This is a genomic window from Providencia sp. PROV236 (assembly GCF_033676985.1).
GTDB classification, from domain to species: Bacteria; Pseudomonadota; Gammaproteobacteria; order Enterobacterales; family Enterobacteriaceae; genus Providencia; species Providencia manganoxydans.
Genome location: NZ_CP096297.1, coordinates 2,026,091 through 2,043,787, shown reverse-complemented (window position 1 = coordinate 2,043,787; position 17,697 = coordinate 2,026,091). Strand labels below are relative to the sequence as shown.

Sequence of the window (17,697 nt, the reverse complement as noted above, 5' to 3'; positions counted from 1 at the left end):
GATCATAACGATGACGAACACGATCAAAATCTATCATAACCCTCGTTGTTCTAAGAGCCGCGAAACTCTGGCGCTATTAGAATCTAAAGGGATCACACCCACGATTGTTGAATACCTAAAAACACCACCAAGCATCGCTGACTTGAAACAGCTCTTAAAATCATTAGGTTTCACTGATGCGCGCCAATTAATGCGCACCAAAGAAGATCTGTATAAAGAACTCAATCTAAAGGATGAGTCTTTAACGCAAGAACAACTTTTGCATGCCATGCATGAAAATCCTAAGTTAATTGAACGCCCTATCGTGGTAAACGGCAAAAAAGTCAAACTAGGACGTCCACCAGAACAAGTATTAGACATATTATAATATCCCACCACCTCACTTTAATTATGGAGTGAGGTGGACTATTTATTCATTCTAATTGTTCTATAACTGAAGAATATCTTTTACGAAGGGAATAGTCAGTTTACGTTGCGCAACAATTGATGCGTGATCCAGTCGATTTAAAATATCAAACAACGTCCCCATTTTTCTATCTAAGCGTTTTAAAACAAACCGGCACACATCTTCAGGTAATTCAAAACCACGTATTCGCGCGCGCAATTGCAGCGCACAAATTTTGTCTTCATCACTCAATGGATGTAATTTATAAATTTGCCCCCAATCGAGCCGAGATGCGAGATCAGGCAGCGAGAGGTCAATTTGTCTTGGTGGTCGATCACCGGTTATTAATAAACAGGTTCTGCCAATTTCTAAAATACGATTATATAGGTTAAAAATCGCCATTTCCCATTCAGGATCACCGGCAATACACTGAATGTTATCAATGCACACTAATGATAAATGTTCCATGCCATCAAGCACTTCAGGGACAAAGTAGGCTCGCTTATCGAGTGGAACGTAACCAACTGCAATATCCTGCTCGGATAGCTCAGCACAAGCCGCATGCAATAGGTGACTTTTACCGCCCCCCTCACGAGACCAATAATAAATATAACTACCGTGTGGCTGATGGATAGCGAGCTTGATCGCAGAAAGCAACGCTTCATTTTCCCCTGCATAAAAGCTGGCAAACGTTTCGTCATCCGGTAGATATAGTGGTAGTGAAAGCTGCGATGGTGTGTTCAGAAGCACCTCTGGCTGTACAAAACAATTAACGCTGATAAGTTTACCATAAATTGCAAAGATAGATGAACAGCAAGAAATCTGATTGCCGATGCTTTCATCACATCGGCAACTGTTTCGCACTTTTATTTCTTCGAATGCGTATCGACTTCTTCGAGATCTGAAGTCACAAACTGTTTTTCAGGACGAATAAAAGTAATAAAGCGGAATAATAATGCCATCGCGATACCAACAATCGTTGCTAATGCCATACCTTTTAGTTCTGCCTGACCAATACTAATCACAGCGCCACTAACACCAATGATCAAAATCACTGAAGTCAAAATCAAATTTTGAGGCTTGTTATAGTCAACTTTAGAGTCGATTAATACACGAATACCCGATGCACCAATTACGCCATAAAGTAATAGCGATACCCCACCCATCACAGGAGTTGGCACTAATTGAATCGCTGCGGCTAGTTTACCTACACAGGATAGGAGAATAGCAATGATAGCCGCACCACCAATTACCCAAGTACTGTAAACTTTAGTGATTGCCATAACCCCAATATTTTCGCCATAAGTCGTATTTGGTGTTGAGCCGAAGAAACCTGAAATGACGGTAGAAAAACCATTCGCAAACATTGAACGGTGTAAGCCTGGGTTTTTCATCAAATCACGTTCAACGATATTTGCAGTCACAACTAAGTGGCCAACATGCTCTGCAATCACGACTAACGCCGCAGGCAAGATAGTTAAAATAGCAAACCATTCAAAACGTGGGGTATAAAAGGTTGGAACAGCAAACCATGGCGCTTCAATAACAGGGGTAAAATCGACGATCCCCATAAAATAAGATAAGGCATAACCTGCTAAAAAACCGATTAAAATAGGAATAATAGACAGAAAACCCCGAAATACTACTGCACATAAAATCGTGATTGAAAGCGTGGTGATCGAAATAATTAACGTGTTTGTATCAACCGGCGCTCCTTCTTTTGGTAATAAACCGGCCATGCTAGCCGCAGTTTGTGCCAATTCGAGACCAATCACCGCGACGATCGCCCCCATTGCAGCAGGGGGAAACATAACGTTAATCCACCCTCTTCCTGCAACTTTAACAATCAGAGCCACCAAACAAAATAACACCCCGCAAATAATAAAACCGCCAAGAGCCAATTCATAGCCGAGTGGCAGTAATATCATTACTGGAGAAATAAAGGCGAAACTGGATCCTAAATATGCAGGAATTTTTCCTTTACAGATAAATAAATAAAGCAGCGTACCAATACCGTTAAACAATAAGATTGTGGCTGGGTTCACCCCAAATAATATCGGTACAATAACGGTTGCACCAAACATGGCGAATAAATGTTGAAAACTTAACGGTATAGTTTGTAGCAACGGTGGTCTTTCTTCAACGCTGATCGCACGGCGTGTCATTTCTTTTCATCCCCTTTATACTCGTCACCCTTCTAGACGCAGAGTTATTGGTTATCTGCATCTTGAATTCGTTAAAGTATAGTGTTTTTTTATTAAAAAAAAGCCGACTTCTAAAGTCGGCTAATTATTTATTTAGTACCAAATATCTTATCGCCAGCATCACCTAGCCCTGGAACGATATACCCGTTTTCATTTAAATATTCATCAATAGACGCGGTATATAATTCAACATCTGGGTGAGCCGCTTCTAATGCAGCAATACCTTCAGGAGCAGCAACCAAAACTAATACTTTGATTGATTTACAACCTGCGTTTTTTAGCAGATCGATAGTTGCGATCATAGAGCCCCCTGTTGCCAACATAGGGTCAACAACCAGTGCCATACGCTCATCAATATTTGAAACTAATTTTTGGAAATAAGAAACGGGTTTAAATGTTTCTTCATCACGGTAAACACCCACTACGCTAATACGCGCACTTGGAACGCTTTCCAGAACACCATTCATCATGCCAATACCTGCACGCAGAATAGGAACGACGGTGATTTTTTTCCCTTTAATTTGCTCTATTTCTACAGGACCACACCAACCTTCTATCGTCACTTTCTCAGTTTCTAGGTCAGCAGTTGCTTCATAAGTCAGTAGGCTACCAACCTCTGAGGCCAGTTCACGAAAGCGCTTAGTGCTTATATCATGATCTCGCATCAGGCCGAGTTTATGTTTAACGAGAGGGTGTTTTACCTCAACGATCTTCATGGAATTCTCCTACTATTTTAGACGCCAGCGCACAAAAAAATCGCGGGATTATAACTCTTTTTACCCGAGATGCCACTAGGTTCAGTTTGATTGATGTCAAAACAATCAGAAATAGCTCATTTTTATGTTAGACCTAATTCCTGAATAAAGCTATCGCAAACGTTTGCTTAGCCTGTTAGAATAATCTGCATTGCAGTTTATTTTTCTACAACACAATTGCCTTGGGGGCCGTAGTGACTGATAAAACCTCTCTCAGCTATAAAGATGCCGGTGTTGACATTGATGCAGGTAACGCATTGGTTGAACGTATTAAAGGTGTGGTCAAAGAGACTCGCCGACCAGAAGTTATGGGAGGACTGGGGGGGTTTGGTGCACTATGTTCCCTACCACAAAAATACCGTGAACCCGTTCTAGTTTCCGGTACTGACGGTGTAGGAACCAAATTACGCCTTGCAATGGATTTAAAACGTCACGACTCTATTGGTATCGACTTAGTGGCTATGTGCGTCAATGACCTAATCGTCCAAGGCGCTGAACCTCTGTTTTTCTTAGACTATTACGCAACAGGCAAACTGGATGTTGATACCGCTGCAAGCGTGATCACCGGTATTGCTGAAGGTTGTAAACAATCAGGGTGTGCATTAGTTGGCGGTGAAACCGCAGAAATGCCGGGTATGTATCACGGTGAAGACTATGATGTTGCAGGTTTTTGCGTTGGTGTCGTCGAACGATCTGAGATCATCGATGGTAGCAAAGTTAGCGCAGGAGATGCCCTGATCGCATTAGCTTCAAGCGGCCCGCACTCAAACGGCTATTCACTGGTTCGTAAAATCCTTGAAGTCAGCAAAACCAATCCAGAAGCCACTCAGCTTGAAGGGAAATCATTAGCTGACCATCTATTGGCTCCAACACGTATTTATGTCAAAAATGTGCTAGAGCTGATTGAGAAATGTGATATTCATGCTATTGCCCATATTACAGGTGGTGGTTTTTGGGAAAATATTCCTCGCGTATTACCAGAAAATACTCAGGCACAAATTGATGAAAGCAGCTGGCAGTGGCCAGCAGTATTTGACTGGCTGCAAACCGCAGGTAGCGTCAGCCGTCATGAAATGTACCGCACTTTTAACTGTGGTGTTGGTATTATCATCGCCCTGCCACAAAGCGAAGTTGAAGCGGCATTAACCCTACTGAACCAATTAGGCGAAAAAGCATGGCAAATCGGTGTTATTGCTGAGCAACCTAATGGTGAAGAGCAGGTTGTTATCCGCTAATGAAGAAAATTGTTGTCCTTATATCAGGCAGTGGCAGTAATTTACAGTCACTGATTGATGCAACAGCCAATGGTCTTCAGGCACAAATTGTCGCCGTGATCAGCAACCAACCCGATGCCTACGGGTTGGTTCGTGCACAACAGGCCAAGATCCCAGCCCTATCATTGAGCGCAAAAGAATTTGCTGATCGCGAACAATATGACGCAGCTCTCATGGCAATGATCGATAACTACCACCCTGATTTAGTGGTGTTAGCGGGTTTCATGCGCATTTTAACTGCCGACCTAGTCAAACACTACTCAGGTAAAATGCTCAATATCCACCCTTCTCTATTGCCTAAATACCCGGGGTTACATACCCACCGTAAAGCAATGGAAAACGGCGATAGTGAACATGGAACTTCGGTACATTTTGTTACCGAAGAGCTGGATGGCGGACCGGTTATTTTACAAGCGAAAGTACCTATTTTTGCTGATGATACGGAAGAAGATGTTGTCGAACGCGTTAAAGCACAAGAACACAATATCTATCCAATGGTCGTACAATGGTTTGTTGATGGGCGCTTAGTAATGGCTGATAACCACGCTTATTTAGATGGTAGATGCTTGCCGATGCATGGCTATGCTAATGACTAACCATTAATAAATTATTTAAAATCTATTTTATTAAGGGCAGATAATTTCTGCCCTTTTTGTTGGGCTGTTTATCAAATTTAGTTATTTGAACTCCCTCTAATTCATCTATTTTTCAATAAATAGTTTATTCGTATTAAAATGCATACTATCTAGAATGGTGCTCACTATCACTGTCAATCATGCAGCGGGGATTTCGGGACAGATAACCCAAGGTTATAATACCTAGGATGTTATATTTGTATCATAAAAATGTTCAGTACTAGAAAATACAGTTATTTAGCTAGCTATTTTTATGATACTTTTTAATAAGTTGTTACTGGTATGAGCTATTACCATAATATAAGCATATAAGGATAGTTTTGATGAAAAAGAAGGTTGTCACGAGCCTTGGTATATTACTTGTCATCGTAGGTGGAGTATTCTGGTCGTTATTATATGAAGAACAGTTACCAGAACCCTCTCAAGAGTCATTAAATTATATAACATCAGAATTAGATGGCCTTAATTTGGAAGAGTCAATTGAAAAGATCAGAAAAGATAAAAAAAGCTTTGATTTATTTTCTAAAATGGGGAGGGCTGATGATTTATATAGTGAGAGAACTCAAATCCCACAATCAGAAGAATATTATAAAAAAAATTATAGTATTCTGAGTCCAGCAGAGTACCAACAGGCTTTTGAGAATATGATAAACTCGCTATCATTCAATCAGGACTTATTTTACAATTCTTCATTTATTAATCTAATTGTAGATGAAATGCCATCAAAGCAGCAACCAGTAATAAACATAAAAAAAATCACTTATATGGATGGTAGTGAAGAAATTAGAGATGGAAAACAAACAAAAGCATTACGTCTTGATAATAATAAGACCGTCAAAAATATAACAGCAGAAGTGACATATAGCTATATTACTGAGCTAGGTACATATCATCTTTCAACTGATACCCCAAAAATTACACAGCCAAACTTTACTTTGAAGCTGGCTAAAAAAGATAAAAACTTTCTGAGTTACACTTTAGATGGTGATCTAAATATAGCAGGAGAAGATATTGCAGATAAAAATGGAAATATTTTATCTGCATCTGCCTGTGTAAAAGGCGGTGTAGATTTCGCCAATAAAATGAGCCGTTATATAGATGGTATAGTAAAAGCATCAGAAAGCCATAATAAAAATAAAGATGAATTAATACATCGAGTTGCTGCATATTACGAACGTTTTGAACAAGAAACAGACGCACCTATGACATATCGGGTGGCTTGTTTGTTCCATGGTACACCAGCGACTGTAACCATTCACGAAGTAAAAAGTACAGAAAAAGAAAAACGTAACATTGTTATTGCACCGAAATATCTTAAGTTATACTCCGTAGTTAAAGATCTAAAAACAGAAATATTTTATATTATTGACCAGAATGGTAACGAAGTTTTAAACAATGGGAATGCTAAACCTTATATCCTGAACGCAAATTACTTTTTTACCAAAACGATAGAAACTAGAACGAATGATGACGGTGATGAATATGAAGTCTCTCATTACCAGTTATATCAGTTAGATGTAAAAAATAAAAAAGCAAATCGAGTAACAGAAATGAATAGTATTTTTAGCCTATCTGATGATGCATTTGTTATCGCTAAAGATAATGGGATTCTATTATTTAATACTGAAAATGAAAAACCTATCTTATTCTCAGGAGAAAATTTGAGAATCAATATACTTGATTTTCCTGACGAACAATCAAGTTTTTTCTATTATAAGGATAAACAGGGGTATCATATCATTAATGATAAAGGTACACAGCTCCTCCCAGCAGCAGAGTATAAAATAAAGAATGGTGGTAATAATACCATTCTTTTTGGCCCTAGTTTTTTTATTGAAGATAAAATGGATACATTCGATAAAAAATTTTATTTTCTTAATTCTGAAGGTGATATTTTTCTAACACTGTTTGGCTACGATAAAGTAGAAGAATTCAGCGATGATATGACCCACGTTGAACGTAATAAACTGCATGGCTTTATTGATGCTACAGGTTATGAAGTAATCCCGTTACATTATGAAAATGCGCGTAATTTTGATAACGGCTATGCCCTAGTAAAAAAAAGATAATCACTGGGGTGTGATTAATAAACAAGGTGACATCATCATTCCGTTTAAATACAGTAGCCATAATTCACTTTCTTCAACAAATGGCCTCGTGTCATATCATATTGATGGTAAAGATTACACTATGGAGGAGTTACTTAAAGAGAACGCTGTAAAAACTGAAAAATACGGTAATAATGAATAGCTGAAGAGAATATTAAGTATTCAACCGGTTAATAGTGCAGCCAGCTGAGCTTTTTTTGTAGCTCAGCATGGCAATTATTTCAATCAAATATCGATTTCAAAGGAAATGATAAAAGATACTCTTAATTATTTTGATTTTAATGAATAATCATCAATTATCAATGCTAAAATTAAACTCAGTGGTACTATGCTTCATATTGCAATGCAACTCTTAGTTTAGTTTGATTAATTTTCTATGCTAGAAAAAATAGTAATAAATAGCCACCATTTAATTTATTTCAGCTCATTATCTTCTGCAAGCTCATTATCAATCACATATTAAATTTAATATGACTCTGCCATGAAAAAATTAAGTAATTACCTAGGTTAAATTGCTTATTATCAAAAATGATGCTGATGAGAGTACATGCAACGCTGGTATAAGCTAACGAAATTAGCAGCAAACGATTATTTGAATGTTCAAGCCAAAGGTGATGCCATGAAAAAATTAACGATTGCTCTTATAATAAGTTGTTCAACAATAATGCAACCTGTTTTTAGCGCTCAAGCCACCCAAAGAGCCATTAGCTATCTAACCTCTTGGGGGATCCCATCACTGGCAGAGGTAGAAATAGCACGCTCTAATGTTGATACCTTGATATTATCTTTTGGGCAATGGGATGCGCAAGGAAATATTCAGGTCTCTGACGGTATGACCACGCCAAGTTTTGATAGCTATTGGATCAGCTCATCTTATTTAACGTGGACACAATTCAAATTTGACAATCCAAATAAAAAAGTGATGGTTGCCTTTGGTGGACAAACCTATGAAGGTATTTGGGAGAAAATTAACACCGCAGCAAGTCGTGAATTGGTTGCTACTGGTTTAGTCAAACTCTTAAATCAAACGTTTCCTGTATACAAAAAAGTTAATGGCCTATATCAACAAGTCGGCACTATTCAATTGGATGGAATCGATTTTGACTTTGAAAAAGCCGCACGTTTAACAGCAGATGAAAATGCGAATTTATTAGCACTCGCTCAACTGGTACGTCAAAAGCTAGGAAGTGCGTCAAGCACAAAATTATTAAGTTTAACCACCTATCATGTAGGTGCCGATCCTGTTGAATGTGCAGATGCGACGGTAACTCAAGGGTGTTCCTATGTGGAAACTGCTCGCTCAAGCCATCATGGTGAAGTATTACCGATCCTAAGTGCTGGAAAAAATACGTTCGACTTTTTTAACGTTATGGCTTACGACGCGGGTCAGAATTTTAAATATGATGTCGCTATGAGCAATTACGCACAAGCTGTCGCAGACCCATCGAAAGTTATACTCGGAACCACCATAAATAGTCAGTGGGGGCCAACGGGAAGTTTTGTTGAAACTCAGGCAAATAATATCGCTCGCGCTAAATGGCAAGCGAGCAATAATTATGGTGGGTTCTTCGTTTGGACTTTGGGGTCAAATAACCAAGGTATCACGTTTGCCGCTCAGGTTGATTATATTAACGCGATGATCACCGCCGCTAAGGGCGCTAATTAACTGGTTATCGACTTTCAAAACAATAAAGCCGTTCAATATATAATTAATAGAAATTAATTATCTTTTCTCGCGATAAAAAAGGTATCAATAATGATAAGGAATGTTTGGTATCGTCATAAACCCCTGTATCATTTATGAGCAAACCAATAATCCTATTTATACATTCGGGTTGGCAAACACAATAGATATCGTTCAATTAAAATATTCAACATCCGTTTTAACAGCGATAACATTGATACCCTGTGTTTGCCTCCCGTATTTTTTATTGCTCAATATTGTTTATAAAACAATCGTATCATGACAATTTTAGTTATGATAAATGACGCCTTATACTTCGGTTCTTATCCTGCCTGTTTGCCACAAAATGGATTAATCTTCACCACTTGGCGTCACTCTCTGCGTTGTGTCATTATTTTATCGTAAATAAGTGGTATCCTTATCTTACCTATAAAGATAGGAATTAAATTCACTGCGTTTATTTATCTTCAGGCTCTGCCATAATAAACGTGTACTTACTCTGAATAATTCTAGGTGCAGCTAGACGGCAAATGAACTTAGTCAACAAGGCTGCAACTTAAAATATGACGAGTATATAACTAACATTGAGGTGTTCTATGACGACCGGGCAAGTTCATCCGTTTAGGTTGCGCCCACTTGAACGTGAAGATTTAGCTTTTATCCATCAGCTTGATAATAACGCCAGTGTAATGCGCTACTGGTTTGAAGAGCCTTATGAGGCCTTTGTTGAGTTGAGTGATCTTTACGATAAGCATATTCACGACCAATCTGAACGGCGCTTTATTGTCGAAAATGATAGTGAAAAAGTCGGGCTAGTGGAGTTGGTTGAAATTGATTATGTTCACCGTCGTTCTGAATTCCAAATTATCATTGCCCCCCGCCATCAAGGCCATGGTTATGCAACTCGTGCAGCTAAGCTGGCGATGGATTATGCGTTCTCCGTGCTTAATTTATATAAACTTTACCTAATTGTAGATAAAGAAAATATCAAAGCGATCCATATTTATAATAAACTAGGCTTTCACACGGAAGGCGAACTGATCGACGAATTTTTCGTCAATGGCCGCTACCATACTGCTATCCGTATGTGTGTTTTTCAACACCAATATTTTGCCAGCAAAGCGCTGTCAGAAAATCCAGAGAGTGTTGTTAGCCCACATGCCACGATCAAGCAGCAAGTTTAGTTAAAGGTAGAGTACTTATACTTAAATTGATCTATCCGCACACAATGGAGTAACGATGTCCCAAGAACGTCTATACCACGAAAAAGAGTTAAGCTGGCTGGCTTTTAACGAACGAGTTCTACAAGAAGCAGCGGATAAGCGAAATCCTCTTATTGAACGTATGCGTTTTTTGGGCATTTACTCTAATAACCTAGATGAATTCTATAAAGTGCGTTTTGCCGATGTAAAACGGCGTATTTTAATCAATGAAGAACGCGGTTCAGCGAGCGGTTCTCGCCACTTGTTAAAACGTATTCAAAACAAAGTTGCTAAACAAGAGCAAGAATTCGATATTCTGTATAATGACTTGCTGTTAGAAATGGCACGTAACCAAATATTTTTAATAAATGAGCGTCAAATATCACCACGCCAACAAATTTGGTTACGCCAATATTTTCGCCAACATTTGCGTCAGCATATTACGCCTATCCTAATCAATCCAGATACCAATTTGGTTGAATTTTTAAAAGATGACTACACCTATCTGGCTGTTGAGATAATCAATAGTGGCAATGTGCAATATGCATTATTAGAAATCCCTTCAGATAAAGTGCCACGTTTTGTTAATTTGCCACCTGAAATGCCAAAACGCCGCAAATCAATGGTTCTGATTGATAATATTTTGCGTTATACCCTTGATGAAATCTTCAAAGGCTTCTTTGATTACGATGAATTAAACGCCTATTCCATGAAAATGACCCGTGATGCGGAATACGATATCGCCACAGAAATGGAGTCAAGCTTACTTGAAATCATGTCATCAACACTGAAACAACGTTTAACGGCGGAGCCGGTTCGCTTTGTTTATCAACGTGATATGCCTGATGAGATGGTTGCAGTACTGCGAGAAAAACTGGGGTTATCCAATGATGACTCGGTAATTGCCGGTGGACGCTACCATAACTTTAAAGATTTTATTAATTTCCCTAATGAAGGAAATAAAAACCTATTAAATAAACCATTGCCTCGCTTACGTCACCGTTGGTTTGACAATTTCCGCAATGGTTTTGATGCGATCCGGGAACGTGACGTATTGCTATATTATCCATATTACACTTTTGAGCACACCTTAGAATTACTAAGGCAAGCGTCTTTTGACCCAAATGTTTTATCAATCAAAATTAATATTTATCGTGTTGCTAAAGACTCGCGGATTATCGATTCAGTGATTCATGCCGCGCATAATGGTAAAAAAGTCACGGTCGTCGTGGAGTTACAAGCGCGTTTTGATGAAGAGGCTAATATTCATTGGGCTAAGCGGCTAACCGAAGCCGGCGTACACGTCATTTTTTCTGCCCCCGGCCTAAAAATCCACGCTAAGCTATTTATTATTTCTCGTATGGAAGAAGGACAAATAGTCCGTTACGCACATATCGGTACAGGTAACTTTAACGAAAAAACAGCACGCCTATATACGGATTACTCATTACTGACAGCGAACGAACAAATCACCAATGAAGTGCGCCGCGTATTCAGCTTTATTGAAAACCCTTACCGACCTGTTACCTTTGAAAACTTAATGGTTTCCCCACAAAACACGCGTCTTCGACTCAACGAACTGATAGACCAAGAAATTGCGAATGCACAAGCCGGTTTACCAAGCGGCATTACTTTAAAAATAAACAATCTTGTTGATAAAGAGCTCACTGATAAATTATATGATGCTTCTAACGCAGGAGTAAAAATTCGTTTACTTATTCGTGGTATGTGTTCATTAGTTGCAGGCCAACCTGGCTACAGTGAAAACATTCAAGTCACGAGTATCGTTGATCGCTTTTTAGAACATGATCGTGTTTATGTGTTTACTAACGCGGGTGATGACAAAGTGTTTATTTCTTCAGCTGATTGGATGACCCGCAATATTGATTATCGAATTGAAGTTGCCGTTCGCTTGGTTGACAACCGTCTAAAACAACGGGTTTTAGATATTCTAGAGTTACAATTTAACGATACGGTAAAAGCGCGTTATGTTGACAAAGATCTCAGCAATCATTATGTTCCCCGCGGCAATAAACGTAAAATTCGGGCACAGCTAGCTGTTTATGACTATTTAAAATCACTGGAAACGCCTGAGACAAGGTCCTAATCTATGCCATTAACTCATACATCAACGCCTCGACCTCAAGAAATTGCGGCTATCGACCTTGGCTCTAATAGCTTTCATATGGTTATTGCCCGTATCGTAAACGGTGCACTGCAAGTCTTAACGCGTTTAAAACAACGTGTTCACCTCGCAGATGGTTTAAGTGATAGTAACGAATTAAGCGAAGAAGCAATGGAGCGCGGCTTAGCTTGCCTTGCCCTATTCGCTGAACGCCTACAAGGCTTCACCGAAGAAAACGTCTGCATCGTTGGCACCCACTCATTACGGGTTGCAACCAATGTGGAAGAATTTTTAAAACGCGCAAAAAAAATCATTCCTTACCCAATCGAAATCATTTCAGGCCAAGAAGAAGCACGTTTGATTTTTATGGGGGTCGAACATACTCAGCCAGAAAAAGGCCGTAAACTGGTGATCGATATTGGTGGAGGCTCCACGGAATTGGTAATTGGTGAAAAATTTGAGCCTTTACTGATCGATAGCCGCCGTATGGGTTGTGTTAGCTTCGCACGTAACTACTTCCCCAATGAAACGATTAATGCAGAAAATTTCAATCGAGCCTATCTTACAGCCTGTTTAAAACTTGAACAAACCGCCACAAAATTTAAGCACTTGCACTGGGATGTGGCAATGGGCGCGTCCGGTACTATCAAAGCAGCGCATGCCGTGATTGTTGAAATGGGAGAGCGTGATGGCATCATTACCCGTGAGCGACTCGAAAAAATCAAACAAATGGCGCTGAAATATAAAACGTTTTCTGCTGTTGATATTCCTGGTTTGTCGACTGAACGTAAGCAGGTATTTGTTCCTGGTTTGGCTATTTTATGTGCTGTTTTTGATTCTCTCAATATCAAAGAGTTACGTCTTTCTGATGGGGCATTACGTGAAGGCGTTTTATATGAAATGGAAGGTCGTTTCCGCCATCAAGATATCCGCCAGCGAACAGCACTGAGTCTTGCTGAGCACTATAATATCGATAGAGAGCAAGCAAAGCGGGTTCTGAAAACGATGGAAGAGCTCTATCACCAGTGGGGGCAGCAAAACCCTAAGTTAGTTAACCCACAACTTGAATCTATTTTGATTTGGGCGGTAATGCTACATGAAGTGGGATTACATATTAATCAAAGTGGCTTACATCGTCATTCTGCTTACATCTTGCAAAATACCAATTTACCCGGTTTCAATCAGGAGCAACAACTGTTGCTGGCTACTTTAGTACGTAATCATCGTCGAGTGATCAAATTTGATGATATCCCTAAATTTAATTTGTATAAAAGAAAACAATTTATGCCGTTGATCCAAATTCTACGGCTCTCAATTTTGTTAAATAATCAGCGACAATCAACAACCACACCTTCATCACTACGTTTAGAAACCGATGAAGGTCACTGGACATTATACCTTCCGGCACAATATTTATCTCAAAACACCCTGATGCAACTCGATCTCGAAAAAGAGAGTGCTTATTGGGAAGATGTCCCCGGTTGGAAATTAGATATTCGTGAAGAGCCAAACTAGCTAGGGTACTCATAATTTGGTAACCAATATACGTATTTAGTCAGTTTTAGATACTCAAAATAATTCAAGGGCAGCTAGACGACAAGCGAACCAATTGCTAGCATCATCAGAAACGATGTAACTAATGCAAGTGAACGCAGTCAGCAGCGCTGCAACTTGGAGTATGACGAGCACAGTACTTTGTCTTGATTGTTGATATTTATTTGGGTTAATCACCAATCAATGGCAAAATAGTGTGGTTTCTTCGCAAAATGGTACTTACCGTACCCGTCATTGCTTTAAGGATTAAAATGTCACAACCTGCTTTCTCAATTGATGCGGCACCAACAGTAAATCCGCATTCTCAAAAACTGGCGTATATTCGCCAGCAGATCCTGACGCTATTCATGGATGACGAAGAGTTCGTCCAAACCCTTGTCGAACACGACCAACACGTTAGTCTGAGTGATAAAGCACTTAGTGAAAAAATCAATACAGTCAAAGAGTTATTGATTGATTTACACGCAGCTGATATCGCCGACATCTTAGAAATGTTACCGTATGATGAACGTCTTGCTTTATGGCGTTTAGTCGATAACAGTGAACGTGGTGAAGTGCTGGTTGAAGCTTCAGTCGCTGTCTGGGATAGCCTGATCAAGGATATGTCTGACCGTGAATTACTCCGCGCTGTTGCTAATTTGCATGTCGATGAACAAGCGTATATTGCAGAGCATTTACCCCAAGATACTATGCGTAGGTTACTGACCTATTTAGATCCTAGTTTACGCAGCCGTATTCGTGAAGTTCTGCAATATGCAAAAGACAGTGTCGGTCAGATGATGGATTTTGAATTCGTTACTGTCCGCCCTAATGTCACGCTAAAAACGGTTCAACGTTACTTACGCCAACGCGGCAAAATTCCTGAAGCTACTGATAAAATTTTCGTTGTTGATAACAAAAATTTTCTACAAGGTGAATTGCCTCTCACTACAATTTTAACCCAGTCACCTGAACGCATTGTTGCCGATGTCATGAAAACAGATACCGTCACCTTCCTGCCTGATGAAAAAGGAGAAGATGCGGCAAGTGCCTTCGAACGTTATGACTTAATTTCAGCAGCTGTTGTTGATAGTAACGGCTTATTGATGGGTCGTTTAACCGTTGAAGATATCGTTGATAACTTAAACGAAGAAAATGACAACAGTATCCGTCGAATGGGGGGGTTGAGCCCTGAGGAAGACGTGTTTGCACCTGTTGGGCAAGCAGTTAAAACTCGTTGGACATGGCTCGCTATTAACCTGTGTACGGCTTTCGTCGCATCACGTGTCATTGGGGTGTTTGAAGACACTATTTCCCAATTAGTTGCTCTAGCAACACTCATGCCTATCGTTGCGGGTATTGGTGGTAACACAGGAAACCAAACCATCACCATGATCGTCCGGGCGATTGCATTGCACCAAATCCAAACCGGCAGCTTCTCTTTTCTCATGCTAAGAGAGCTTGGGGTGGCCTTTATCAACGGGGTCGTTTGGGGGGGCATAATGGGTATTGTCACCTACTTCCTCTACGGCGATATTGCCATGGGTGCTGTCATGACATTAGCCATGATCTTAAACTTACTAATGGCAGCAATTATGGGTGTTCTGATCCCACTTATCATGCTTAAATGTGGTAAAGACCCAGCGATTGGCTCTAGCGTTATGATCACCGCAATCACTGATACAGGCGGTTTCTTTATCTTCTTAGGTCTTGCAACGCTATTTTTGGTTTAATCACTATTTGGCATACTCAGCAACAATTGGCTGAGTATGCCTTCTAATATTGCAAAATTCCCTTCTTTTTCCCCCATGATCTAGCCACAGCCTCTTTCATATCAACGACCAGTAGGGCTAATTTAATATTATTAATATGCTTAATCCTTAGTTTATGAACTAAATATATTAATCAAAAAATAATAAAATTAATATTTTGTTACTTTATTGATGCATTAACCAGCAAACTTAAATTAATAAAATATATTTTTCCCTTTAATTTTTTCTAAAAAATATACGATCTTCTGCAAAAAATCATTTATTAACATCATATAATGTTATTGTTTTACTCTCCAGATAATATAATCACACAAAGCAATACAACTGGAATATTAATCTTGTTTTGAGAGTTGAGGTTTACAGAATATGGAATTTTCTGCTATAAATTAGGTATGCATTAAGAATACAGCGTATTAACTAGGTTCCTCCATCCAACGTTTTATACCTCTTATCTGCACACCTAATATTATTTACTGTCGTAACACAGTAAATTTAGCTGTAATTCCGAAATGAAAAATAAAAAATATGTTCGGTATTTAAAAAGGATCATCTTATGACATCGCAAACAACCAGCCAGCCCTCGGCAAGGCCATTGAGGAAAGAAGATTATAAAACATTAGGGTTGTCATCTTTAGGTGGAACTCTTGAATTTTATGATTTTGTCATTTTTGTATTTTACGCAAAAATTATTTCTCAGCTATTTTTCCCGGGAGATAATGAATTTTTGGCGCTAATGGCAACACTTGGATTGTTTGCTGCGGGTTACTTAGCTCGCCCTCTTGGCGGCATTATTATGGCTCACTTTGGTGATAAAATTGGTCGCAAGAAAATGTTTACACTCAGTATTTTCTTAATGGCTTTCCCAACTTTTGTCATCGGTTTTTTACCTACCTATGCCACTATTGGTGCCGCAGCCCCATTATTGTTACTGTTAATGAGGATCATGCAAGGTGCGGCTATTGGTGGTGAAATGCCTGGTGCTTGGGTATTTATTGCCGAACATACACCAAAACAGCGTTATGGTCTCGGTGTAGGTACCCTAACCTCAGGCATTACGGGTGGTATTTTGTTAGGCTCTATCGTTGCAATTATTATTGAGCGTAGTTATACCACAGCAGAAGTTCATGATTTTGCATGGCGTATTCCATTCATACTTGGTGGTATTTTTGGCTTTATTTCTGTTTACTTACGCCGTTTTTTAGAAGAAACACCAATATTTAAAGAGCTTGCAGCGAAAAAAGCCTTAGCGCAAGAGCTACCCGTTAAAACAGTCATCAAGTCACACAAACAAGCTTGTTTAATCACTGCGGCACTGACTTGGTCTCTTTCAACAGCGATTGTTGTCACTATTTTGATGACACCTGATGTTGTTCTCAAAGGTATTTATAACATTGATCGCAATGTCGCTTTACAAGCTAACTGTGCTGCAACATTAACCTTAACTTTAGGCTGTATTTTCTGGGGTTGGTTAGGCGATAAAATGGGAACTCGCGTTTCGATGACATTGTCATGGGGCGGGCTAGCCGTAACCGCACTGTATTTTTACTCAACATTGTCAACGGATATCGCTGCCGCTACATTGACTTTTAATTATGGGTTAATGGGCTTTTTCGTCGGTGCCATTGCGACTACACCAATAATTAGTACTCGCACCTTCCCACCGGAAATCCGTTATTCAGGTTTATCATTTGCTTATAATGTGGCTTATGCGATCTTTGGCGGTTTAACACCAATTTTAACGGGTGCATGGTTACAGCAATCACATATGGCCCCTGCTTATTATGTCGCTGGTGTATCTTTATTAGCCGTTGCGGTTGCATTTATTCCATTGGCATGGAAGGGTTGGACAGTAAATTCAACGCAAGATAACGCGGCTGTCAACAGCCTAAAAGCTAGCACAACACGTTAATTTGCTATAATTCTTTAGTATAAACAGGTATAAACCCGTAGTGATTAATTGCTGCGGGTTTTGTTATACAATTTTTCCCTAGTATTCTGTCTTTTCTGCACATTAGTTGAC

13 protein-coding genes and 1 pseudogene are annotated in these 17,697 nt (G+C 39.4%); 11 read left to right on the top strand and 3 right to left on the bottom strand.

Annotation, left to right across the window (positions count from 1 at the left end; translation table 11 throughout):
* The first annotated feature begins 10 nt into the window (after window positions 1-10).
* Window positions 11-367, top strand: coding sequence for an arsenate reductase (glutaredoxin) (arsC, locus tag M1E96_RS09030; protein WP_272580064.1), 357 nt, complete (start codon window positions 11-13; stop codon window positions 365-367).
* A 60-nt stretch (window positions 368-427) separates the two neighbouring features.
* Here arsC and hda read toward each other — a convergent pair whose 3' ends face one another.
* The 3 genes from hda to upp form a co-directional block, all read right to left on the bottom strand.
* Entirely contained in the window at window positions 428-1,135 is a 708-nt protein-coding gene (gene hda, locus M1E96_RS09025; RefSeq protein ID WP_217495499.1) for a DnaA inactivator Hda, read from the bottom strand.
* Window positions 1,136-1,251: 116 nt separating this feature from the next.
* A complete protein-coding gene (gene uraA / locus M1E96_RS09020; RefSeq protein WP_272580063.1) occupies window positions 1,252-2,550 on the bottom strand; it encodes a uracil permease in 1,299 nt (432 codons plus the stop codon).
* Window positions 2,551-2,678: 128 nt separating this feature from the next.
* Complete coding sequence (upp, locus tag M1E96_RS09015) at window positions 2,679-3,305, bottom strand: uracil phosphoribosyltransferase (RefSeq protein ID WP_070928363.1); 627 nt, start codon at window positions 3,303-3,305, stop codon at window positions 2,679-2,681.
* 233 nt (window positions 3,306-3,538) lie between these two features.
* On the opposite strand from upp, the gene purM reads away from it, so the two are divergent.
* From purM to M1E96_RS08965, 10 genes and pseudogenes are all read left to right on the top strand, one after another.
* Entirely contained in the window at window positions 3,539-4,579 is a 1,041-nt protein-coding gene (purM, locus tag M1E96_RS09010; RefSeq protein ID WP_140179338.1) for a phosphoribosylformylglycinamidine cyclo-ligase, read from the top strand.
* The gene (purN, locus tag M1E96_RS09005) at window positions 4,579-5,214 is read left to right on the top strand and encodes a phosphoribosylglycinamide formyltransferase (RefSeq protein WP_272580062.1); all 636 of its coding nucleotides are present in this window, start codon (window positions 4,579-4,581) and stop codon (window positions 5,212-5,214) included. The genes purM and purN overlap by 1 nt, the downstream gene beginning before the upstream one ends.
* 362 nt (window positions 5,215-5,576) lie before the next feature.
* Window positions 5,577-7,322, top strand: a complete 1,746-nt coding sequence (locus M1E96_RS09000; protein ID WP_369427501.1) for a WG repeat-containing protein — start codon at window positions 5,577-5,579, stop codon at window positions 7,320-7,322.
* Between the two features lie 4 nt (window positions 7,323-7,326).
* Window positions 7,327-7,503 (top strand): annotated as a pseudogene (locus M1E96_RS08995) (WG repeat-containing protein); the annotation flags it as partial.
* Window positions 7,504-7,908: 405 nt separating this feature from the next.
* Window positions 7,909-9,027, top strand: coding sequence for a glycosyl hydrolase family 18 protein (locus tag M1E96_RS08990; RefSeq protein ID WP_369427500.1), 1,119 nt, complete (start codon window positions 7,909-7,911; stop codon window positions 9,025-9,027).
* 614 nt (window positions 9,028-9,641) lie between these two features.
* Window positions 9,642-10,229, top strand: a complete 588-nt coding sequence (speG, locus tag M1E96_RS08985; RefSeq protein WP_070928376.1) for a spermidine N1-acetyltransferase — start codon at window positions 9,642-9,644, stop codon at window positions 10,227-10,229.
* 55 nt (window positions 10,230-10,284) lie between these two features.
* Window positions 10,285-12,354: a polyphosphate kinase 1 gene (gene ppk1 / locus M1E96_RS08980; RefSeq protein ID WP_140182719.1), complete on the top strand. Its 2,070-nt coding sequence runs from the start codon at window positions 10,285-10,287 to the stop codon at window positions 12,352-12,354.
* Window positions 12,355-12,357: 3 nt separating this feature from the next.
* Entirely contained in the window at window positions 12,358-13,887 is a 1,530-nt protein-coding gene (gene ppx / locus M1E96_RS08975; protein ID WP_070928378.1) for an exopolyphosphatase, read from the top strand.
* A gap of 290 nt (window positions 13,888-14,177) precedes the next feature.
* Window positions 14,178-15,638, top strand: a complete 1,461-nt coding sequence (gene mgtE / locus M1E96_RS08970) for a magnesium transporter (protein ID WP_070928380.1) — start codon at window positions 14,178-14,180, stop codon at window positions 15,636-15,638.
* 592 nt (window positions 15,639-16,230) lie between these two features.
* Complete coding sequence (locus M1E96_RS08965; RefSeq protein ID WP_070928382.1) at window positions 16,231-17,586, top strand: MFS transporter; 1,356 nt, start codon at window positions 16,231-16,233, stop codon at window positions 17,584-17,586.
* The last annotated feature ends 111 nt before the right edge of the window (window positions 17,587-17,697 follow it).

Coding starts and splice junctions, on each gene's coding strand:
- M1E96_RS08990 (WP_369427500.1), top strand. CDS start 7,909: ATGCAACGCTGGTATAAGCTAACGAAATTAGCAGCAAACGATTATTTG.
- M1E96_RS09000 (WP_369427501.1), top strand. CDS start 5,577: ATGAAAAAGAAGGTTGTCACGAGCCTTGGTATATTACTTGTCATCGTA.
- ppk1 (WP_140182719.1), top strand. CDS start 10,285: ATGTCCCAAGAACGTCTATACCACGAAAAAGAGTTAAGCTGGCTGGCT.
- M1E96_RS08965 (WP_070928382.1), top strand. CDS start 16,231: ATGACATCGCAAACAACCAGCCAGCCCTCGGCAAGGCCATTGAGGAAA.
- ppx (WP_070928378.1), top strand. CDS start 12,358: ATGCCATTAACTCATACATCAACGCCTCGACCTCAAGAAATTGCGGCT.
- uraA (WP_272580063.1), bottom strand. CDS start 2,550: ATGACACGCCGTGCGATCAGCGTTGAAGAAAGACCACCGTTGCTACAA.
- arsC (WP_272580064.1), top strand. CDS start 11: ATGACGAACACGATCAAAATCTATCATAACCCTCGTTGTTCTAAGAGC.
- upp (WP_070928363.1), bottom strand. CDS start 3,305: ATGAAGATCGTTGAGGTAAAACACCCTCTCGTTAAACATAAACTCGGC.
- mgtE (WP_070928380.1), top strand. CDS start 14,178: ATGTCACAACCTGCTTTCTCAATTGATGCGGCACCAACAGTAAATCCG.
- speG (WP_070928376.1), top strand. CDS start 9,642: ATGACGACCGGGCAAGTTCATCCGTTTAGGTTGCGCCCACTTGAACGT.
- purN (WP_272580062.1), top strand. CDS start 4,579: ATGAAGAAAATTGTTGTCCTTATATCAGGCAGTGGCAGTAATTTACAG.